The organism is Paenibacillus sp. UNC451MF, from assembly GCF_000686845.1.
Classification (GTDB): domain Bacteria; phylum Bacillota; class Bacilli; order Paenibacillales; family NBRC-103111; genus Paenibacillus_S.
Window position 1 is genome coordinate 320,651 of record NZ_JMLS01000005.1, and the last position, 19,494, is coordinate 340,144.

17 protein-coding genes, 1 riboswitch and 1 other annotated feature are annotated in these 19,494 nt (G+C 48.0%); of the genes, 7 read left to right on the top strand and 10 right to left on the bottom strand.

The window, feature by feature from the left end:
• The first annotated feature begins 84 nt into the window (after nucleotides 1–84).
• Nucleotides 85–702, top strand: coding sequence for a TetR/AcrR family transcriptional regulator (locus BP97_RS0110865; protein WP_028549119.1), 618 nt, complete (start codon nucleotides 85–87; stop codon nucleotides 700–702).
• Between the two features lie 82 nt (nucleotides 703–784).
• Here BP97_RS0110865 and BP97_RS40665 read toward each other — a convergent pair whose 3' ends face one another.
• The 3 genes from BP97_RS40665 to BP97_RS0110880 form a co-directional block, all read right to left on the bottom strand.
• Nucleotides 785–958 carry a hypothetical protein gene (locus BP97_RS40665; RefSeq protein ID WP_197035445.1) on the bottom strand — a complete coding sequence of 58 codons (174 nt, stop codon included), beginning with the start codon at nucleotides 956–958 and terminating at the stop codon, nucleotides 785–787.
• A gap of 105 nt (nucleotides 959–1,063) precedes the next feature.
• Nucleotides 1,064–3,187: an S-layer homology domain-containing protein gene (locus BP97_RS0110875; RefSeq protein ID WP_028549120.1), complete on the bottom strand. Its 2,124-nt coding sequence runs from the start codon at nucleotides 3,185–3,187 to the stop codon at nucleotides 1,064–1,066.
• 113 nt (nucleotides 3,188–3,300) lie between these two features.
• Nucleotides 3,301–4,134 carry an AraC family transcriptional regulator gene (locus tag BP97_RS0110880; RefSeq protein WP_028549121.1) on the bottom strand — a complete coding sequence of 278 codons (834 nt, stop codon included), beginning with the start codon at nucleotides 4,132–4,134 and terminating at the stop codon, nucleotides 3,301–3,303.
• Nucleotides 4,135–4,316: 182 nt separating this feature from the next.
• On the opposite strand from BP97_RS0110880, the gene mgrA reads away from it, so the two are divergent.
• The 3 genes from mgrA to BP97_RS35925 all read left to right on the top strand — a co-directional run bounded on the left by mgrA (nucleotide 4,317) and on the right by BP97_RS35925 (nucleotide 7,514).
• Nucleotides 4,317–5,309 carry an L-glyceraldehyde 3-phosphate reductase gene (mgrA, locus tag BP97_RS0110885; protein WP_028549122.1) on the top strand — a complete coding sequence of 331 codons (993 nt, stop codon included), beginning with the start codon at nucleotides 4,317–4,319 and terminating at the stop codon, nucleotides 5,307–5,309.
• A gap of 58 nt (nucleotides 5,310–5,367) precedes the next feature.
• Nucleotides 5,368–5,641 (top strand) — a binding site (T-box leader).
• A 168-nt stretch (nucleotides 5,642–5,809) separates the two neighbouring features.
• Nucleotides 5,810–6,793, top strand: a complete 984-nt coding sequence (trpS, locus tag BP97_RS0110890) for a tryptophan--tRNA ligase (protein WP_028549123.1) — start codon at nucleotides 5,810–5,812, stop codon at nucleotides 6,791–6,793.
• A gap of 51 nt (nucleotides 6,794–6,844) precedes the next feature.
• A riboswitch (SAM riboswitch) is annotated at nucleotides 6,845–6,959 on the top strand.
• An 84-nt stretch (nucleotides 6,960–7,043) separates the two neighbouring features.
• Nucleotides 7,044–7,514, top strand: coding sequence for an NUDIX hydrolase (locus tag BP97_RS35925; RefSeq protein ID WP_051620502.1), 471 nt, complete (start codon nucleotides 7,044–7,046; stop codon nucleotides 7,512–7,514).
• On the opposite strand, the gene BP97_RS35930 is transcribed toward BP97_RS35925, so the two are convergent.
• The 3 genes from BP97_RS35930 to BP97_RS0110910 all read right to left on the bottom strand — a co-directional run bounded on the left by BP97_RS35930 (nucleotide 7,476) and on the right by BP97_RS0110910 (nucleotide 11,808).
• On the bottom strand, nucleotides 7,476–8,366 hold the full coding sequence (locus BP97_RS35930) for a YitT family protein (RefSeq protein WP_051620503.1): 891 nt from the start codon (nucleotides 8,364–8,366) through the stop codon (nucleotides 7,476–7,478). The two genes, BP97_RS35925 and BP97_RS35930, sit on opposite strands and share 39 nt — an antisense overlap.
• Nucleotides 8,367–8,566: 200 nt before the next feature.
• The gene (locus BP97_RS0110905; protein WP_028549124.1) at nucleotides 8,567–10,906 is read right to left on the bottom strand and encodes a UvrD-helicase domain-containing protein; all 2,340 of its coding nucleotides are present in this window, start codon (nucleotides 10,904–10,906) and stop codon (nucleotides 8,567–8,569) included.
• A gap of 155 nt (nucleotides 10,907–11,061) precedes the next feature.
• Nucleotides 11,062–11,808, bottom strand: coding sequence for a YwmB family TATA-box binding protein (locus BP97_RS0110910; protein WP_028549125.1), 747 nt, complete (start codon nucleotides 11,806–11,808; stop codon nucleotides 11,062–11,064).
• Nucleotides 11,809–12,023: 215 nt separating this feature from the next.
• On the opposite strand from BP97_RS0110910, the gene BP97_RS0110915 reads away from it, so the two are divergent.
• Entirely contained in the window at nucleotides 12,024–13,997 is a 1,974-nt protein-coding gene (locus BP97_RS0110915; RefSeq protein ID WP_028549126.1) for an LTA synthase family protein, read from the top strand.
• 90 nt (nucleotides 13,998–14,087) lie between these two features.
• Here BP97_RS0110915 and BP97_RS41695 read toward each other — a convergent pair whose 3' ends face one another.
• The 3 genes from BP97_RS41695 to BP97_RS0110935 all read right to left on the bottom strand — a co-directional run bounded on the left by BP97_RS41695 (nucleotide 14,088) and on the right by BP97_RS0110935 (nucleotide 15,560).
• The gene (locus BP97_RS41695) at nucleotides 14,088–14,405 is read right to left on the bottom strand and encodes a cold-shock protein (protein WP_442952359.1); all 318 of its coding nucleotides are present in this window, start codon (nucleotides 14,403–14,405) and stop codon (nucleotides 14,088–14,090) included.
• A 76-nt stretch (nucleotides 14,406–14,481) separates the two neighbouring features.
• Nucleotides 14,482–14,682 carry a cold-shock protein gene (locus tag BP97_RS0110925; RefSeq protein ID WP_028549128.1) on the bottom strand — a complete coding sequence of 67 codons (201 nt, stop codon included), beginning with the start codon at nucleotides 14,680–14,682 and terminating at the stop codon, nucleotides 14,482–14,484.
• 419 nt (nucleotides 14,683–15,101) lie between these two features.
• Nucleotides 15,102–15,560 carry a MarR family winged helix-turn-helix transcriptional regulator gene (locus BP97_RS0110935; RefSeq protein ID WP_051620504.1) on the bottom strand — a complete coding sequence of 153 codons (459 nt, stop codon included), beginning with the start codon at nucleotides 15,558–15,560 and terminating at the stop codon, nucleotides 15,102–15,104.
• A gap of 152 nt (nucleotides 15,561–15,712) precedes the next feature.
• Here BP97_RS0110935 and BP97_RS0110940 point away from each other — a divergent pair, with 152 nt between their 5' ends.
• Complete coding sequence (locus BP97_RS0110940) at nucleotides 15,713–16,546, top strand: protein-glutamine gamma-glutamyltransferase (RefSeq protein WP_028549130.1); 834 nt, start codon at nucleotides 15,713–15,715, stop codon at nucleotides 16,544–16,546.
• On the opposite strand, the gene hisJ is transcribed toward BP97_RS0110940, so the two are convergent.
• Nucleotides 16,540–17,391, bottom strand: coding sequence for a histidinol-phosphatase HisJ (gene hisJ / locus BP97_RS0110945; RefSeq protein ID WP_231506271.1), 852 nt, complete (start codon nucleotides 17,389–17,391; stop codon nucleotides 16,540–16,542). The two genes, BP97_RS0110940 and hisJ, sit on opposite strands and share 7 nt — an antisense overlap.
• A 225-nt stretch (nucleotides 17,392–17,616) precedes the next feature.
• Between hisJ and BP97_RS35935 the strand changes: the two genes are divergently transcribed.
• Nucleotides 17,617–19,305 (top strand): methyl-accepting chemotaxis protein, encoded by a 1,689-nt coding sequence (locus tag BP97_RS35935; protein ID WP_051620505.1) that lies wholly within the window; start codon nucleotides 17,617–17,619, stop codon nucleotides 19,303–19,305.
• Nucleotides 19,306–19,494 lie beyond the last annotated feature (189 nt).

A 19,494-nucleotide genomic window follows, 5' to 3' on the forward strand; every position in this document is an offset into this window, starting at 1 on the left:
CAAAAACGGTGTGTTTGCCGCATATTTGACACAATACTGCGAACTGTCTTGAAAATTCTGAATAATAGACGAAAGGAGAGCATGATGTCGATTAAAGAAACTACGCCCGACCTTCGGGTTCAACGAACGCTGCAACTGATTCGGGATGCGGTGATCTCTCTGATGGATGAACAAGGGTTCGACCGGACAACGGTCCGCGATATTACGGCTCGCGCTATGATTAATCGGGCGACGTTTTATTTGCATTACGAGGACAAGTACGATCTGTTGAAGAAAATCATCGACGGAATGCTTCACGAATTAAAACAGACCATGGCATTGCCTGTAAGCTTTTCAGCAGAGCAGTTCAATATGAATGCGGAGACCCCTCCGGAATCGTTTGTTCGCCAATTTGAGCACCTAGCTGCCAATGCCCTATTTTATAAAGTGATGCTGGGTCCGAATGGCGCGCCGGGCTTCGCCGGGCGTATGGAACAAGTCATCCAGGAGGCGTTGTTTGAAAGGCAGACGTTGGCACAGCCCAATGAACAGCAGCTCTCCCTCCCACGGGAGTTGATTATTCGCTATGCGACGTCGGCCCATATTGGCCTCATGAAGCATTGGCTGGAGAATAACATGCCTTATTCGCCCCACTACATGGCTACGCAGTTAAAACGGCTCCATTTGCTTGGACCTACGCGGTTGTCTCTTCCGTTGGAGTAGAAAAGAATAGAAAAAAAGACGAGCAAAAGATTTGCCCGCCTTCATTGTGAAGCTGTGAGTCTATTCCTTCAACACGTTCTAATTAAAGGGATTCGGAGCTTTGGATGGCATGCTCCCAGCTAGGAAAGTAATACAAAGCGTTCTGTAACAGCTCCGGATGCGATTGCTTAATTTTTTTCTTGCTCAACGTATCACCGTTTTGTTTGAGCTGCTGAATTTGCGATACGACATCGACTGCACTCATATTAGCTTCCATGAATGAACACCCCTTTTCTCAAGTTACTGTCAATTTTACCCTTATGAGTACAATTTATACGGTTACTTTTGAATTTAGGGGTGACATTTGATGTCATTTAGCCGCTTAATAAGATGTCGCAGTTTCGGGTTTCTTCTGTAGCTGGTTGAACCCTTTCTCCTGAAGATTCCTCAGAAATTGCAGCGCTTCAGCTCTGGTTAAAGGATCGTTTCCACCATAGCCCTCTACGGTAGCAGCCGTCTTGCCCTCCGAATAGCCGCTGCTGAGCAGATAACGAATGGCATCGCGATCCTCCACATAATGTTTACCGCTTAAGCCGGCAATAACCTGGGCAACTTGAACTCGCTGAATGGCTTGATCGCGTGCGTCTCCCGTGAGACCAAGCTGGAAGTGGTTTGCATAGCTATAAAAGGTATCGCTCCAGTCCCCGCCGGTGGGTACATTCAAATCCTTAGTGCTGTTCGGATACATGCGGAAAAGCATGGCCAGAAATTCGGCTTCGGTTACCTTTCCATCCGGATGGAAGTTTCCGTCGGAGTAGCCGTCGACAATATGGTACTGCTGTGCCCACTCAATTGAGGCTTTCGCCCAATGGGAGCCGATATCCCCGAAGGCAGCTGTTTTTGGCCCAGGTGGAGATATATTGACGATTCCATCTGCGGAAACGCCGGATTTTTCTTTTACGTAAACCGTATAGCTAAAGGTTGTGCCTTCAAAGCTCGCCGTAATTTTAGCTGATCCGGCTTTAATCCCCAGAATTGCACCGTTACTGATACTCACATTTTCTGAATCTGATGTAAATTGTACGGAAGAGGACACGTCCGTTTTCGTTCCGCTTATATAATTGGCGGAGAAAGCGGGAACTTTGATCGTACCGCCTACTTCGACTGAAGTAGAGTAATATCCAGGAGGCACCAGGGATTCGATGCTGTCAGCCAGGGTCGTAAAGCTCCACGTTTTATTTTCCTCTGATGAAGAACTCTCATACCGGTTGCCTGCTTGGAAGCGGGCCGTTACGGTATAGGTAGTATTCGGCTTAAGCGGCTCCTTAGGGATGTACAGGATAGCATCCTCGTTGCCGGAATGCTTCGAATCTACCAAATAATAATCGACCTGATTGCCGGAGGCATCGGTAATTTGAGCGCTTATATGATCGAGCTTGCCACCCGATGTTGTACTGATTGAGATCGGATAACCGACCTTGGCGCCGTTTTTGCCGTAGTATTGCAGCGGATTAGGAGTTTCATAAGCGTGCCAGAATGGAGGGACCCCTGTCTGACCGTTATAAGGATAATAGACCTGCTTATAGTTTTGGGCGTTATACACATAATCTTTCGTTCCAGGATTTATAACCGTATAGCCATTGGAAACTCCTATCCCCAAATCGCGGAAAGACGGCATGAGCAGGATAACCCGGTGAAAAGGAGCGTCAATCAACACTTGGGTTGCCCCCGACGGAGCCGTACCGGTGGAGGCTACGGTTTCACCAACGCTGCCTGCTGAGGCATAGCCGAAAGCTTTGGCGCGGTCCCAAGGGCCAACACCGGAGAAGCTTGGTCTGCCTTGTTCCTCGCTATGTCCCATCTTCTTATCGATGTCCTGATAATTGGCATGAGCCTGGGATGCCTTGTTCAAATTTTCATTGAGAGACACTGTCGGAACGCCTACTGCTCTTCTGAGCGTATTTAGCAAATCCAGCGAAGCCTGGCGATGTGCCGCAAGCCGGGTCATATCGATGCCGGAATACACATCAAGGGTGGAAGTAGGAACGATAGGATCGTTTACAACAGGCTTAACGATAGGGGTCTGCTGTCCTTGCTGCTGCTGTTGTTGCTCTTGCGGTGTGTTCTCCACCGTAACCGGTATGGATGCAGTCAAATCGTTGTAACGGATCGTCAGCACGGTAGTTCCCGGACCAACGGCTGTAACGACCCCCCTGGAATTGACGGTAGCCACATTCGTATCGGCTATCGAATAGGTGCATAACGCCGTCACTTCAGCAGAGACACCTGGCTCACCGTAGACGTAGTAGTAGGTCGTGTAAACCGTTCTTAACGTCATGGTCATCTCGAAAACTCCGGGTGCGAGTCGAGTGTATTTGGGCGTTCCGTAAGTTGCATCTGTTACGGATGAGGCTTCCGCTGTGTAGGTGCTTCCGGGAAGAGCCGTAAAAGGAAGTTGCGAGAGCAGCACGGCTGCCACGAGCGGTTTGACAAAAGGCTTGAACATGACGTAATCCTCCAGTTTTTGAATTGTGTAATGTACTATTCTCTACTGGAGGACTAAATCCTTCCAAAATTCGACATTATTTAGGCTGTGTGGGTACTTTGTCCTATGTGAGTTTAGGAAGATTTGCGATAATCGCTTGGAGACTGTTTTCTAAGCTTCTTGAACATTTTTGAGAATAACAGCTGATCTTTATAACCTACGGAGTATGCGATCTCACCTATCGAAAGGGATGGATTGCTCATCAACTCACATGCTTTGCTTATCCGAAAATGGATTAGGTAATCCTGTGGAGTCAGTCCGGTAGCTGATTTGAACAGCTTCGACATATATTTGCGCTCCAAGCCGATCCAATCGGCCATCTCGCCAATAGTAATCGCTTGAGAATAATTGTTATGAACGAATTCGATGGCTTTTTTTACATACAGATCCTGCGTATTTTCCTGCTTGGTTTCAGGGTGTTTGCTTTGGGCGTCTTCGATCAGAACGGACAAAAAGCTGTATAAAGCGCTCAACAAGCGCGTATCTCGGCTGGTGCTCATTTTGCTTGCTTCATAGACCTGCTGAAAGCAGCTTTCGAGAGCTTCTCTCTGTGTACATCGGAATACGGGGTGCTCCAACGATAAGTGAGCCCGTCGTAAATACAGCTCGGAATTGAGCCCATTAAAGGCGATCCAGGAGTAGGTCCAAGGGTCTTGTTCGTCGGCTCGGTAGTAAGCAACGGCTTCAGGACTGAGCAGGAAAACGTCCCCAGAGGTTAAACTGTAGGTTTGCTCGCCCACACGGTAAATGCCTTTTCCACTGTGGACATACAGTATTTTGTAATGGTCCTTTAATCCAGGTCCCCAGGAGTGTCCTGGCGAGCAATGCTCGAACCCGGAGTAAAAAAGCTTTAATTCTATAGTGCGGATTGAGCGATCCGAGTGGAATCTATAGTCGTTATAACCCATGAGCAGCCTCCATAGTTAGGTGCGATATTTACTGAGAGACATTATACCATATAATGAACTCATGCTGACATATGGAATAGTTGTCCTAGGTTATAGAATGGAATAAAGCTTTGGGTAAGGGTAAGAGGATACCCCACCGGGGACACATGTAATTTGGATAAAAACTCTAAGGAGGAAAAATAATGAGCTACATTCCAAGCAATGAAAGATACGATTCAATGGTATATAACCGTTGCGGGAGAACCGGCCTCATGCTGCCGGCTGTATCGCTAGGGCTTTGGCATAATTTCGGCGGGCATGATTCATACGAGAATGGCAGAGCGATGATACGCCGTGCGTTCGATTTGGGCATTACGCATTTTGACTTGGCGAATAACTATGGCCCGCCTCCGGGCAGCGCGGAAGAAAACTTCGGCAAAATTTTGCAAGCGGATTTTGCAGGCTACCGCGATGAAATGATCATTTCCACCAAAGCGGGATATCGTATGTGGCCGGGACCTTATGGGGATTTCGGCTCGAAGAAATATATCGTGTCCAGTCTCGATCAAAGCTTGAAGCGGATGAACTTGGATTATGTCGATATTTTCTACCATCACCGCCCGGATGCCAATACTCCGTTGGAAGAAACGATGGGAGCGCTCGATTTGCTGGTGCGTCAAGGTAAGGCACTGTATGTCGGGATTTCCAACTACAGAGCGGATCGTGCCAAGGAAGCTATTGCGATTCTGAAAAGCATGGGTACGCCAATTGTGATTCATCAGCCTAGATACTCGATGCTGGATCGCTGGGTCGAGGATGGTTTGCTGGATGTGCTGGAGGAGCAAGGTGTGGGTAGCATTGCTTATTCCCCGCTGTTCAAAGGCATTTTGACCGACCGTTATTTGAACGGAATTCCGCAGGATTCCCGTGCTGCAGGCTCCAGTGTGTTCCTCAAGCCGGAGGAGTTGACGGATGAAGTACTCGGTAAAGTGCGTCGTCTCGACGAGCTGGCCAAGCAGCGTGGACAAAAGCTATCGCAAATGGCCATTGCTTGGGTATTGCGAGGCGGCCGTGTGACTACGGCATTGATCGGTGCGAGCAAGGTGAGCCAGATTGAAGACGCGGTGGCAGGTCTTAGCAACCTTGCGTTCAGTGAAGAAGAACTGGCTACAATCGAAAGCATCCTGAAAGGGTAATTTTCGAATATTTGGGAATGAACTGGCGATCATTGTATGGTATAATGAGGCAAATGAATAGCTCGCGATGATGAAGAAGAGTAGGCGTTGCTAAAGACTTCAGAGAGCGGATGGTTGGTGCGAATCCGTGTCGGTGAAACGTTGAATGGGCTTCGGAGTGCGGATCTGAAGGCTTAGGCTGGTAGGTGAAGCGGATGTCTTACCGTTACAAGAGACAGGGTATCGAGCAAGAACTCGATTGCAGATCTTCTATGCTTCCGTACCTGTTAAGTGAGTCTGCCTGAGTGGCAGGCTAATTAAGGTGGTACCGCGAAGTCAACTTCGTCCTTTAGAGGACGAAGTTTTTTTGTGTTTTCTAGGCTTCGAACACGGCAAATATCAGCTGCATGCCGTTTCACGAGAAAAGTATTTTTTAAGGGAGGTGATGGCCATGGAGGATGGCTGGTGGTGGCGCAATACTTGCAAAGCAAATCTAAACCTATTTTTGAGGAGGAAGTTCTATGAAAGAACGTGTGTTAACAGGAGATCGAATTACTGGCAAGCTTCACCTTGGTCATTACGTCGGAAGCTTAAAAAATCGGGTGGAGCTGCAGCATCAATATGAAACATTTATTTTGCTCGCGGACGTGCAGGCGCTGACAACTCATTTTGAAAATCCGCAGCTGATTAGAGATAACTTGAGAAATGTGGCGCTAGATTACCTTGCCGTCGGCATCGATCCTGCGAAGGCAACGTTGTTCATCCAATCAATGATTCCGGAAATCGCCGAGCTGACCGTGTATTTTTCGATGTTCGTCACCGTGAACTCGCTACGCCACAATCCAACGATTAAGACGGAAGCCAAGGAACGGGGATACGAGGATATGTACTACGGTTTTCTGGGGTATCCGGTCAGCCAATCGGCGGATATCGCCTTTTGCAAGGCGTCGTTAATTCCCGTAGGGGAGGATCAAATCCCACATATCGAGCAGACGAGAAAAATTGTCCGGCGCTTCAACGATTTATACGCTCCAGTGCTTGTGGAGCCGAGAGCTCTTGTAGGTGAGCGCTTGGACGGATTGGATGGCGGGAGCAAGATGAGCAAAAGCCTCGGCAATGCGATCTATCTCGATTCGTCTAAGGATGAGCTGACCGATAAAATCAAAAAAGCGAAGACCGACCCGAGCCGCATTCACAAGCATGACCCAGGGCATCCGGATATTTGCCCAATTTACGGTTATCATGCCGCTTTCCGGCCGGAGGGCCAACAGGAAATCCATGAGAGCTGCTCTAAGGGACGTATTGGCTGCGCTGATTGCAAGAAGCTGATTATCGGCTCAATGAACGAGCTTCTGGAACCCATTCGCGAGCGCAGAGAGAAGTATGCAGTCAAGCAGGGCTTCATTGATGAGATGCTGATGTCAGGAACGGAGCAAGCACGCGCTATTGCAAAGGAAACCATGCTGGAGGTCCGTGAGGCGATGAATATCCAATATTTTAAATGATTGCAAAAATTAGACAATACCATTTATAATCAAAACCATAATTGAAAACTTCTCTTATCCAGAGTTCGGCGGAGGGACTGGCCCTATGAAGCCGCGGCAACCGACTTGTCATCAGCAAGCACGGTGCAAATTCCTGCGAGGCGATGGCTGCCTCGATAGATGAGAGGGACGGTTATGTTGAATAGACATTATGCCCCCTTTCATTGGAAGGGGGTTTTTCTGTTATCACAAATGCAAAGGAGAGGTAACGATGCCTATTCGAGTAAGAGTGGCTTGTATTGGCGTGAGGGAGAACAAGATTGTATTAATGAAGAAACTTATCCGTTCTTATTTTAATTTCGATCAGCTTACACCACCGGGCGGAGGAGTGGAGCTGCACGAAACGTTAGAGCAGGCGTGCATCCGCGAAATGCAAGAGGAGACGGGGGTGATTGTTGCCAGCCCGAAGCTCAGGGGAATCCTTTCTTACATTAATCACACGAATGAGGGTCATTCAGTAACTTTGCTTTATGTCAGCACGAACCTGGAAGGCGAGCTGATCACAATGGAACCGGAGAAGCATGTCCCGGAGTGGGTAGACCTGTCTACGTTGTCGAATAACGAGCGAGTCCCGGATTACTACAGAGCGATGATTGCGCGCAGCTTGACGCAGACGGATGTGTTTAACGCAACGATCGAATGGCTAAAGCCGGACGGACGCTTTAGGTGTACGATTCAATGAAGCCGGGGTCGTGCCGGGCTCATGGTTAAAGCCTTCGCCTGCTACATCGTCAGCATCGGTAAAGACGATAAAAGCATGAGGGTCCAAGGCTTGAACAAGTAACTTCAGCTTGTGGGCTTTTTCAGAGGCAAGCACCACCATCATAATAACGCGGTGATCGTCGGTATATCCGCCAGTACCGGATAGCTTCGTCATCCCCCGGTCCAAATCTTGCAGAACGGCTTTGCTGAGAGCATGTTCATGCTCTGATGAAGTAATGATATAGGCAACCTTGGAGCATCGTTGCAGCTTCAGCACCATTTCCATCGATTTCCGGGTCACAAATACGCTGATGAGCGCGTATAAAGCCTTCTCCGGAGCAAGCAAAGCGCCTGCGGCAATAACTACGACGGAGTCCATTGCCATAATAGCTTGGCTCGGCTTGATGGCAAGCCATTTGTGGAGCAGCTGCGCTATTAGGGTAAATCCTCCTGTATTGCCACGAGCACGGAAGACAATTCCGAGCCCGATACCCGTCATAACTCCGCCGTAAATAGAGGCAAGGAGAGGATTGTCTGTCAGCTGCTGCCAGGAATGGGTGAGCAGCACGAAGAAAGGCATCAGCACCGAGCCGACCACGGAGGCAGCGAGAGAGCGAATACCCAGGGCAAAAGCGCTAACCAGCAGAATAAGTAAGCTGCCTATCCATAAAATGATCATAGGGTCGATACGGAATATACCTCCAAGCAGAATAGAAGCCCCTGACAATCCGCCGGAGGCAATGTGGTTCGGGCTTAAAAACCAGTTGAAGCCGAGAGCGACGACTAAGGTGCCTGCCGCTATCATGGTATACCTTTGCAGCTGCCGAATCATCCAAATCCCTCTTCCCGTTTTTTGAGGATTATAAGACGGAATTGCAATCTGCGCAAGAATTCCCATTAATGCGAAACTGCATCTGTGCATCGGCGCTTTTACGGTGGATTCCTTTATCGCAGCGGGGCGGCGGTGCAGGTTCATCCGCTTGGATCGCTACGCTATCGCTATACGGTTGCTCTCTAACCGAAGTGCTTTCTCTATAGTGGAACTTCTTTGCTCCCTCGCTCCATCGGAGCCTGGCACAGTGGACAAGCCTTGCTCTTGAGCTGGCTTTCCTTGCCACTGCTGATCCGCGCCCATGCGTGGCAGCTTCCGCTGGTGCATACCCAAGCAGGTACTGTATGGAGCTTCCTGGTCGCTGAGCTGCGCTCCGGTTTCGGTGCCTGAGCACGGCTCATGATGCCGGAGCTAACCGGCTTCGCAGCAGCCGATGGGGCCGCAGCTTTTGCAGCCGTGCTTGAGGCTGCAGAGGCATCGGTAAAAGGAGCGAGGATGAACCGCGACACGGTTGCCTTTTTGCCGCGGTAATACGCGGGCGAGCTCACGATGAGCTCCTCTTTTGCCCGGGTTATCGCAACATATGCGAGTCGCCGTTCTTCTTCTAGGGCGGCTATAGCTTCCTCCTGAATTTGCTGCCTCGTTCTCTTGTCCCCCTTGCCTGCAGAGCTCCCGGCCTCGACAGCCGAGCTGTGCGGCAAGATGCCTTCCGACAAGCCAATAGCGAATACAACGGGGAACTCGAGTCCCTTGGCCTTATGAATGGTCATCAAGGTGACTGTATCGGTACCGGGATTGTTGCGCATTTGCTCCATGGCTTGATGCATCTCGACCATGTGATCGATATGCTGCACGAATGCCGCTAATGTATCGAAACGCTTGGCGGATACCTCCAGCTCATCGAGCGTCTCCTTCAACAGTTCCTTATGCGGAGTCAGCGACCGGCTATCTGCCGTCTCGAGGAATGCGTCATAGAAGCTCCGGCGTATTTCGCGGACGGCATCCTGAGGCTTCATGTCGGGCAACCGCCGGATGAGCTCGACGCGCTCTTTGACCTTTTCTTTCTGAAAATCTTTCAAATCAGGGAAAGATAACAGATGAATCATCGGTCCTTTTTTACGTTGGATACCTTCGCAATGGAGAATGAAATCCATGCACTTGTCCCGGCTCAAATACAGCGTCTGCAAAATGCCTGCCAGAGCCTCGAAGTCGCGCCGGTTCAAGCCTAACCGCAAATGATCGATGACGGGTCTCACCATCCACTGCTCGTAAAACACATCGACACTTCCGTAGTGGACGAACGGAATGCCTTGTATGACAAGCTCTTCGAGCATAGCTCGGCTGCTGCTTGCGGTTCTATACAATATAGCAAAGTCGCTATAAGTGCGAGTTCCTTGCCCAACTTCCTGCCGTATGAGACTCAGCACGGACTGTGCCTCCTCATCCGTATCTCCCGGACGCAAGTATTGGGGCGATGTGTGGCTTTGCTTGGTAGCCTGCAGCGTCTTGCTCTTGCGCCGTGTATTATGCCGAATCACCTCATTACCTAATCCGACGATACTGGAAGTCGAACGGTAGTTAATGTCGAGCGTGATCGTCTTGGCCCCCGGATATTCCTTATGGAACTGAAGAATGAATTCGTGGTTAGCGCCCTGGAACGTGTAGATGGTCTGATCGTCGTCACCGACGACCATCAGATGATTTTGCGGAGCAGCAATCATGCGTACCAATTCATACTGCAGCCTGTTCGTATCCTGAAACTCATCGTTCATAACATAGCGAAATCGGTTTTGCAATGAAGCCAGAAGAGTTGGCGAGCTGTTGAGCAGCTGATGCGCATAGACCAGAATGTCGTCGAAGTCCATTTTGTTATTGGCGGTTTTCCATTGCTCATATTGTAAAAAAATACGCTTGAGATTGGCCTCATCCGGCGTTCGATCAGGCAAATCGTTCAAGTCGGTCAAATTCATCTTATAGGAAGATAGCGCAGAGAGCAGCGTCTCCGGCTCGTAATCGTCTTGAAGACCCCGTTCGCGAAGCATACGCTTCAATATAATATGCTGATACCGGCCTTCGCTGAAAATCTCCTGCGTATAGCCTTGCTTACGCAGCAGCAGCAGGAAAAAGGAATGAAACGTACGCGCCTGCACCTCCTGCGCCATTCGGCTTGTAATACCGGGCAGCTGAGCGATCCGCTGCTTCATCTCTGCTGCGGCCTTACTTGAGAAGGTAACAAGCAATATATGTGCCGGCTGGACGTGACGGACAGACATTAAATAGCCTGTACGCGCAACCAGTACGGACGTTTTGCCGGAACCAGCGCCGGCCAGCGTAAGCATTGGCCCCTCAAAGTGCCGCACGGCTTGAATTTGCCGGGCGTTCAATGCAATGCCGCGGCTCTCAAGCGCGCGGAAATAAAAAGCATCCGATTGATCATCGGATACCAAGTCCATGCTTGTTTTGGTCGGTGCAATAGCCGCATGAGGGACTTTCTTGCTGCTTGCCCCGAAGGGTGTTTTATAGTAAATGGCGTTAGTCATCCGATCGTATCACCTTTTATGTAGCATCATTTTAGCATCGTAAAGTTGGGTTAGTCCAAACATACGTACTTATGTGAGTGTACATGAAAAGAGAGGAAAGAACAATTCGTTAATGAAGCTTCCCTGAATTAGGAAACGAAGGGGAGTTTAGTAGATTAGTATTCTACCGTTATGGCCGGTATTCCAATAGTAATCCGGTTTTGCTGTGTCACGGAATTGCGATGGACGGCGACCTGCAGATTCATATCCTGCTTGCCGTTCGTAATATGGTCCTTAAACAATGGGGAATAATAGGTAATGCTCGTACTGCCTGCATCTTCATACTGCTCCACTACTTTAGCTTTAAGCTGATTCTTTAACCAATCGTTCAGTGGTGAAGCGTCGGTACGGTAAGCATTCGAAGCGATGCCTTGAATCATCACATTCCACTGCGGTTTAATATGTAGGGAAACGAGTTTGTCTGCCAGGTGCTGCTGAACGGAGAGTATGGTGGCAGCTTCATTAGGCTTTGTCGTCTGAGCAGTAATGATCAGCTCGGATGTGCCATCCGGAAACCCGATCCACAGCAGACTAGTATCAATACCGTCAGGCTGGTCCTGAACGGATGTTTTATACAGCAGGTGATCCGTATCGCGAGTGAATTCTTCGGACACGGGAAGCTCGAAGCGTTGACTTAATTGCTGCCCTATTTGTAGGAATTGTAAATCGTTCGTATAAGATTGATAAGTGCCAGCGTGCTTGACGATCATTTTTTGCTCTCCGTTCATGAACTGCTCCGACAGAGGCATCAGCAGATCAAAGCTGCTTTCCCCGTCTGTGGCAGCCTGTACGGCCCAAGCGCTGCCTATGCAGCCTAACACAATGACTAGGCATAAAGCGTACCCTAACAACCGTCGATTCATTTTTGTGCACCTCTTCCAACCTATTCTATGAATCTAGCGATTCTACTAAAAAGGATGCACAAAAACAGCCGATTTTATACGTTCTATAAATCGGGCTTGATCCAATTTGTTCCACTTAGCGCATTTTCAGCTGATTTTAAGTTTGAACCTTTACAATATGTTCATATCCTAGGTACACGGTACTTGAAGGAAATGAATAAAGGAGTGAAGGAAAGATGAAGCTTAAGCGAAAAGCCCGGCAAAAAAAAGCTAAAGTTGTCCAAAACCGGACTCTACAATACGGCCTAATCCTAACTATGCTCGCGATCATACCAGTATTGCTTGTTTTCGGAGTAGAGCTGTTGCAACGGGGTTCTTTTCAGGAAACATGGGCTTGGATGGTGCAAAATGACAAGTTGGTGCTGATGAACGCACTGATCAATCTTTTTGTTCTGGTCTTTTTTTACAGCTTATTTGGAGCTATGATGCCTGGGGTAGCCATAACCTCATTGTTGTTATTTATTATGGCTCTTATTACGTATTTTAAAACAAAGCTGATTGGGGAGCCGTTCTTCCCTTGGGATATCTTCTTGAAAAAGGAAAGCATGAACATCCTACCGTTGGTGACCGGAGCGGCAGCGATCAAGCGCCTCAGTCTGGTAGGGGGCATCGTCATAGTGATGATCGTACTCTGCTTCGTTTGGCCGCGGTTAAAAATGCGCAACGGAAGCCGTATTGTGCTCGGGCTGCTATCTCTATTTGCGCTGTATTCCTTTGGCGTAAGAACGCAGTGGGCTAGCCACTGGCTGGATAAGATGGGCGTTAGTGAAATCGTATGGAATCAGCAGGAGAATTACAGCAATAACGGGATGGCATTAGCTTTTACGATGAATGTTAAAAATGCGATTGTCCCTAAGCCTGAGGGGTATGGCGAACCGGCTATGGCTGCTCTGGCGCAAAATTTAGCTAACCAAAGTCAGGTGAAGACGGCATCCGCCAAAGCAACGGCAGATCCGTTTAATGGCAAGCAGCCGAACGTTATTTTTATAATGAACGAAGCGTTCTGGGACCCGACTTTACTTCCTAATGTGACATATAGCGAGGATCCGGTGCCGACGATTCATAAGCTTCAGCAGGAAGCTACATCCGGGTACTTATTGTCGCCGCAGTTCGGCGGGGGCACGAGCAATGTCGAGTATGAGGTGCTGACAGGACAGTCGATGAGCTTTTTGCCGGACGGCTCCGTTCCTTATCAGCAGTACATCAATAAACCTGTACCTAGCTTGGCCAGCTACTTTGAAACTAATGGCTATAAAAGCATGGGGATTCACTCTTATGAGGGATGGTTCTGGAACAGAGAAAATGTATACAAACAGCTCGGATTCCAAAGCTTTATGAGTAAGGATCAATTCCAAAGTCCGGAGTATAAGGGGTTATTTATCTCGGATGATGAAGTGTCCCGCAATATTATTAAGCAGGTTGATGAAACCGAAAAGCCGATGTTTATCTATGCCGTGACAATGCAAAATCATGGGCCTTACGATGATAATCGCTACGGGGAAACCAAGATTAAAGCGGACGGTAACTTGACGGATTCCGCCCGATCTATATTAGAAACCTATACTCAAGGGGCTCATGATGCCGATCAAAGCTTGCAAATGCTGATCGATCACTTCAAGCAATCAGATGAGCCTACCGTGATCGTATTTTATGGCGACCATCTTCCGATGCTCGGGATGGATTATGATGTATATAAACAAGGCGGAATGGTAGGCAACAGCTCGTGGACGTTAGAGGAGAACAAAAAAATGCACAGCGTTCCTTTCGTGATGTGGTCTAACGTGGATCTGCCGAAAGAGCAGGTGCCTACATTGAGCGACTCCTTCCTTGGAACTTACGTTTTGGATAGACTCGGTATGGAAAAACCGGCATCGCTAGCTTTGAATGAAAGCTTGCTTCAACAGACACCTGGTCTGCTGCGCAATCTGGTTGTTGATGCTAACGGAGGTCTGCACCAGACTGTACCGGAGGAAGCTCAAGCAGCCGTCAACGAATACCGTGATTTCCAGTATGACCAGCTATTCGGCAAACAATATTTGGCCAAATATATTGATCAGGATTATTTGACCAAAGAGGCGCTGCCTAATTACAACGAAGAGTTCGCGATTCCTTCGTCAGCGGAGGACCCTAATAGTAAGAAGGGGTATTAGATTATTAAAATACAAAAAAAGCACTAACCTCCGCGGTTAGTGCTTTTTGCGTTATATCGCCAAGAACGTCACAGCGGATTAACAAGCAAATTAATACGATTTATGGTGATTAAATAAAGTGGGGAGCATTTTGGTATTCTTAACCATCTCAGAATGACATATAGGGCAGGAAGGGACTTCTTCCAAGGCAAAGTTCTCCCTCATCCAGCAAGAGCATCCTTCGTTACTGCACATCCACACAGATGTCTGTTCTTCTTGAACCGGTTCCATGGTTTTCTTTGAGAAATACAATGTAACCCCTCCTTTGGTTTGTGCGCTAAGCGTTCCTAATGCGAATGACCGGATGGTCTTTGAACGGGGATAAACGACGGCGCCGTCACGAAACGACGGGCATGTTTTCTCTGCCATACAGAGATGTATGAGACGGTTTCACTGAAAAAGAACTGCCCATTGCCGGGCAGTTCTCCCTTCAAAGTTGCAAACCTTACAGTTTTACAACGTTCTCAGCTTGTGGTCCGCGGTTGCCTTGAACAACGTTGAATTGTACGCGTTGTCCTTCGTCAAGGGATTTGTAGCCGTCCCCTGTGATCGCGCTAAAGTGTACGAATACATCTTTACCGCCTTCTACTTCGATAAAGCCAAATCCTTTTTCCGCGTTAAACCATTTCACTGTTCCTGTTTCCATCTTCTTAAAACCCTCCAATAAATTGTTGCTTAATATTTGCATGAATAAAAAAATTCACACATTAGAAAGAGCACCCTATCGCTTAAGTGATAACCTTTCTAATATGTGAATTATTGTCTCCTTTTATTCCAATAATTCATTATACCATATATTTATGAATAAAAACAGTAAATTAGAATGGATATTAGAATTAAAACTTAAGAAAATTCCGAAACATGCTGCAGAATATATTTCGGGCAATGAAATCCCGTTTTCAATGAACGAATAGCGGTGCAGCGGTAAGTTCAATTGCCGCTCCGTTGCCTATTTTAACCAAAATAATAAGATTTAATCCTTTCTGAAGAAGTAAAAAGGACTGCATGATGGGCAGCCCCTTTCCTCCCAACAAATCTCCGTTAATCCAGCTGCAGTTAAGCGCGTTAGAGCTCTACGTGTTCGGCATGAGCTTTGGCAATTTGATCATTGATATGCTCGAATATTTGCAAAAACTTTTCGAATTGCTCCGAATTCAAATCCGCCATGTAGCTTCCGATCATTTTTTTACGGGTGACATTTACCTCTTCCAACACAGCTCGTCCCTTATCGGTTAGCTCGATCCATACCACTCTACGATCCTTTTGATCATGTCTGCGGGTTGCGACTTCGTGCTTAATAAGCCGATCGATCATAACCGTAATTGCGCTCGGCTTCACCTCCATGGTGTCGGCCAAATCCGTTACTTTACAGATTCCTGTGTCGTTAATGAAGTACAGCATGTAAAATTGCTGCCGGGTTAGCGGTATGGTTAGATTGGCGATTAATTCCGGACTTAATTTACGCGTGGCGCTCCATAGCGCTTTCTCGAATCGTTCGATTTGGCTTTCACTGATTAAACTCACTTGAATATGCCTCCTTGTCTATCCCTTTTTTCATTGAGCCGAGAGTTGGAAAGTCATAGGGATTCGTCCAAGCATCTGCACATAGGATGATATTAGGGTATCCATAGGTCCTCATTGTCATAAGTGGGCTGGAAAGGCAGGTGAAGAAGGCGATGATAGTCATTAACGGATCCAGTGCTCCACCCGATTTGTCTTCGTTGACCGAAGCTGAAAGAATGGTTTATCGGGAAAAGGACCGCAGCACTCGAACCTATAATTATGATTCTTGGAATTCACTGTTATTCGAGTTAAGGGTAAGAGCCGCGATTATTGAAGCTGCGGTCGCAATGAACAGCAGTGAGGTGTCTTTTGCCTCTTTCAAGAAATCGCGGTGTAACGAAATATTTTGGGAGCGTAAGGAGAACGGAGCGTTTCTTCAAAGAAAAAATGTCAGATCGAGCGAAGCGATTCGGGATATTTTTGAAAATGGGAGCTTGTATGCTTTTGAGTGCGCCACAGCTATTATCATCTTGTTATATAAAGCGGTGCTGGATATCATTGGAGACGAAAAATTCGATAAGCTGTTCAACAATTTGTATTTGTATTCCTGGAATTATGATCACGATTTGCGGCTGATTACTCTCCACCACGGAGCCGAGGCATTCGGGGGGGACATTCAATATTTCAAAAATCCTGATGTAAACCCGGAGTGGATAGAATGGCAGGGGGAAAATGCAATTAAGATGGGAGCGGGACTCTATTATGGTCATGGAATCGGGATTAAGACCGGGGATGAAATTATAGAGAAGCTTAATAAGGTTAGAATCGAAGGAAGCACGGTGTCGGCGTATTTGATGGATGAGGTTACGTTCCCCGATTTTGCCTATTTGGAGAAAATGGTTACGAACGGGAACCCGGAAGGACCGCCGGTATCATCCATTTCGACGATCCCGACGGTGCTTGGGCAAGTCGTTGCGACCATTGGAGGCCGCACGAATGTTTATTGAGAGGATGCAGGCTTGAATGCTGTAAGCTGTTCCTCGTACCATTCCCAGCCGGTGCCCACATGCTCCGGTTTGTGGGAATCAGAGCCGTAAATACAAGGTATGCCCTGCTGCAAGCATGCCTGTATAAACCATTCCGGCGCATACGGTTTGCCGCAGGTGGCTACGCGCAGACCGGCTGTATTGACATCGATACCAACACCCGCCTTGGCCAGCTTCGGAATGATCGCTTGCAGGCGGCGTTCGATTTGATTCGGATCTATCTCGGGAAGTGCCAGCCGGAATTTCTCGATAAGGTTGATATGCCCGAGCCTCTTGCGCATAGGCAATCGCGCGGCCCATTCGATAGCTGCCTCCACATGGTTGTAATACTCCTCGACTACATTCTCCATTGAGCCATAGTAAGCCAGCAGCCCGCTGCGAAAATCATCCGCTGTGAAATCGATGCAGCGAGTGCCCCCTACCCCCGGCAAATAGTGGACGGAATAAACAACATCCTCCAGTTCCGACTGCCATCGGTCAACTAGTTGTTCCGTAAAGGAAAGCTGGCCGGGCAAGTAATCGATCTCTAATCCAACCGCAACGTCGATTTTGCCGTTGTACAGCTGCTTCATTTGTTGAGCGTAAGCGATATACAGAGGCAGCTCCTCCTCAGGCATGGCCAGCTCTTGGAACAGGCGGGTATCGGCAATCAAGCCTTGAGGGAGCGGGGGGTGTTCGCTGATAGTGTAGCGTTCGAAGCCAAGCTCAATCGCTCTGTCGATATATTCTTCCTCCGGTGCGCTGCTGCCATGATAGCAATAGCGCGTATGGGTATGTCCATCCCATTTCAAAATGCTCATAGTCATTTGCTGCCTCCTTTACACGGATAAAGTACTATAACCTCAAGGTACCATTAACCCCACTTTATTGTAAAGCCACCATAGTTGGACAGGCACCGGCCCTATCCATTGAAAATTGTTAGAGAACTATTAGAGATTCTCATACAAAGCACATAGGTTTTAAAGAATTATTCTAAACATTGTATGGTACATTCCTTAACATATAGAAGCTTAGCTCAGGGGGATTCATTTATGGTCATGACCATTGGAAAAAAGCTGATGATATCGTATGCGGTTATTCTGCTCATTATGGGTGTGATGGGGGCAATGGATTTAACCAACATGCGGATATTGCAAAACAATACCAGACAAATCGCGCAAAATTGGCTGGTCGGAACGCAGATTGCCAACCAGGTAAGCTACGCCAAGGAGCATATCCTGGTTCTGTATTATCAGATGGTAACGGAGTCGAATGCGGCAAAGAAAGTAGAAATCAATAATCAGATGACTGAAACGTTCGCAGATATTGATCGAGGATTGGAGGCTTACGAATCATCGGTAGCCGACCAGCAGGATTTGGCCAATCTGAACCAGCTGAAGACGCGCTGGGATGCTTTCAAGGAAGCTAATAATCGTCAAAAAGCAGGAGGAAAAGGAACGGAGGAAGCGTCTGCAGACGTATCCAAAACATTTCAAGATGTCCAGGACAGCATCACTGTCATAGTCAATTACAATAAAAAGGGAGCCGAACAGGCCCAACAGGATAGCGAAGCATTATACCGCAGAAGCATCATCGAATTTGGGGTTCTGATTGTACTGGCCTTTGCGCTAGTCGCTTTCATAGGCTATTTGGTAACCCGGATCATTTCCAAGCCGATGATCGAAGCAACGGACGCATTGGTCCGTATTTCACGTGGGGATCTTACAGGGAAAGAGCTGAGAAGCAGGTCCAAGGATGAACTGGGGACGCTCATTACCGCAGTCAATACCGTATCCCATTCCTTAAAAGAGTCTGTGCTTCAAATGCAGCAAACCTCACATCTTGTTGCGGCTTCGGCTCAACAGCTATCGGCCAGCTCCGAGCAAAATGCTGCCGCGTCGGAGCATGTAACGCAATCCATTCAAGATGTGGCTTCTGGCTCGGAGAATCAGGCTCAAAGCGCAATGGAGTGCGCAAGAGCTATGGATGAGATGTCCGTGGGCGTGCAACGGATTGCCGAGTCGACCTCCGAAATATCGGAAATTACGATGGAAGCCACCCAGCAAGCAGAGCAGGGAGCTGTTGTCATACAGGAGGCGTCCTCCAAAATTCACTCGATCAGCAAGGCTGTCGGAAAAACGGGTGAAGTCATTAAAAAGCTAGAGGAGCAGTCGCACAGCATTAATCGGATTTCCTTGTTCATTGGTGAAATTGCCCGACAGACGAATCTGCTGTCGCTTAATGCAGCTATAGAAGCCGCAAGAGCCGGAGAGCATGGCCGTGGCTTTGCCGTAGTCGCCGATGAAATTCGCAAGCTTGCTACTCAAACGGCGGAGTCCATAGAAGAAATTAATCAAGTTATTGATGGAATCCGGGAAGGAACAGGACGAGCTGTTCTGAGCATGGATGAGGGTATGGCTGAGGTTGAAGGCGGATTAAAGGCTATGACTCATGCTGAAGAGACCTTCAGCTGGATCGTCAATTCTTCCTTGGAAGTGTCCAGACGAGTCCAGGAAGCAGCGGCAGCTGCTGAACAAATGTCCGCAAGCACGGAAGAAGTGACTGCCACGATAACGAGCATGGGGTATATTGCAGAGCAAACGTCAGGACTTGCACAGACAGTTGCCGCGACAACCGAGGAGCAGCTGGCGTCCATTCAGGAAATTACATCCTCAGCTACCATGCTATCCGGTATCTCAGATGATTTACATCAGCTTGTGGTTAAGTTCCGGGTCCAATAATTGTTTATTAAGCAGCAACCTCTTTGGATAAGAGGTTGTTTGTTGCCCAAAAGATGTGCGGTTGGAGAACCGCATAATAAAGTGAGGGCTGGCGACCCTATAAGGGTCAAGTCCATCCGCAAGTCGGTTAACAATAATCCGTCCATTACAAAAGAATGCCTGCTTAACAAAAGTAAGTTGGTAAGTTGT

What these genes read in the sequence shown, in the direction of transcription:
- BP97_RS0110865 (WP_028549119.1), top strand. Translation starts at nt 85, where the DNA reads ATGTCGATTAAAGAAACTACGCCCGACCTTCGGGTTCAACGAACGCTG.
- mgrA (WP_028549122.1), top strand. Translation starts at nt 4,317, where the DNA reads ATGAGCTACATTCCAAGCAATGAAAGATACGATTCAATGGTATATAAC.
- BP97_RS41695 (WP_442952359.1), bottom strand. Translation starts at nt 14,405, where the DNA reads ATGGCAGAGAAAACATGCCCGTCGTTTCGTGACGGCGCCGTCGTTTAT.
- BP97_RS0110910 (WP_028549125.1), bottom strand. Translation starts at nt 11,808, where the DNA reads ATGAATCGACGGTTGTTAGGGTACGCTTTATGCCTAGTCATTGTGTTA.
- BP97_RS0110880 (WP_028549121.1), bottom strand. Translation starts at nt 4,134, where the DNA reads ATGGGTTATAACGACTATAGATTCCACTCGGATCGCTCAATCCGCACT.
- BP97_RS35930 (WP_051620503.1), bottom strand. Translation starts at nt 8,366, where the DNA reads ATGATTCGGCAGCTGCAAAGGTATACCATGATAGCGGCAGGCACCTTA.
- hisJ (WP_231506271.1), bottom strand. Translation starts at nt 17,391, where the DNA reads ATGACTATGAGCATTTTGAAATGGGATGGACATACCCATACGCGCTAT.
- BP97_RS35935 (WP_051620505.1), top strand. Translation starts at nt 17,617, where the DNA reads ATGGTCATGACCATTGGAAAAAAGCTGATGATATCGTATGCGGTTATT.
- BP97_RS0110915 (WP_028549126.1), top strand. Translation starts at nt 12,024, where the DNA reads ATGAAGCTTAAGCGAAAAGCCCGGCAAAAAAAAGCTAAAGTTGTCCAA.
- BP97_RS0110905 (WP_028549124.1), bottom strand. Translation starts at nt 10,906, where the DNA reads ATGACTAACGCCATTTACTATAAAACACCCTTCGGGGCAAGCAGCAAG.
- BP97_RS40665 (WP_197035445.1), bottom strand. Translation starts at nt 958, where the DNA reads ATGGAAGCTAATATGAGTGCAGTCGATGTCGTATCGCAAATTCAGCAG.
- BP97_RS35925 (WP_051620502.1), top strand. Translation starts at nt 7,044, where the DNA reads ATGCCTATTCGAGTAAGAGTGGCTTGTATTGGCGTGAGGGAGAACAAG.
- BP97_RS0110925 (WP_028549128.1), bottom strand. Translation starts at nt 14,682, where the DNA reads ATGGAAACAGGAACAGTGAAATGGTTTAACGCGGAAAAAGGATTTGGC.
- trpS (WP_028549123.1), top strand. Translation starts at nt 5,810, where the DNA reads ATGAAAGAACGTGTGTTAACAGGAGATCGAATTACTGGCAAGCTTCAC.
- BP97_RS0110875 (WP_028549120.1), bottom strand. Translation starts at nt 3,187, where the DNA reads ATGTTCAAGCCTTTTGTCAAACCGCTCGTGGCAGCCGTGCTGCTCTCG.
- BP97_RS0110940 (WP_028549130.1), top strand. Translation starts at nt 15,713, where the DNA reads ATGATAGTCATTAACGGATCCAGTGCTCCACCCGATTTGTCTTCGTTG.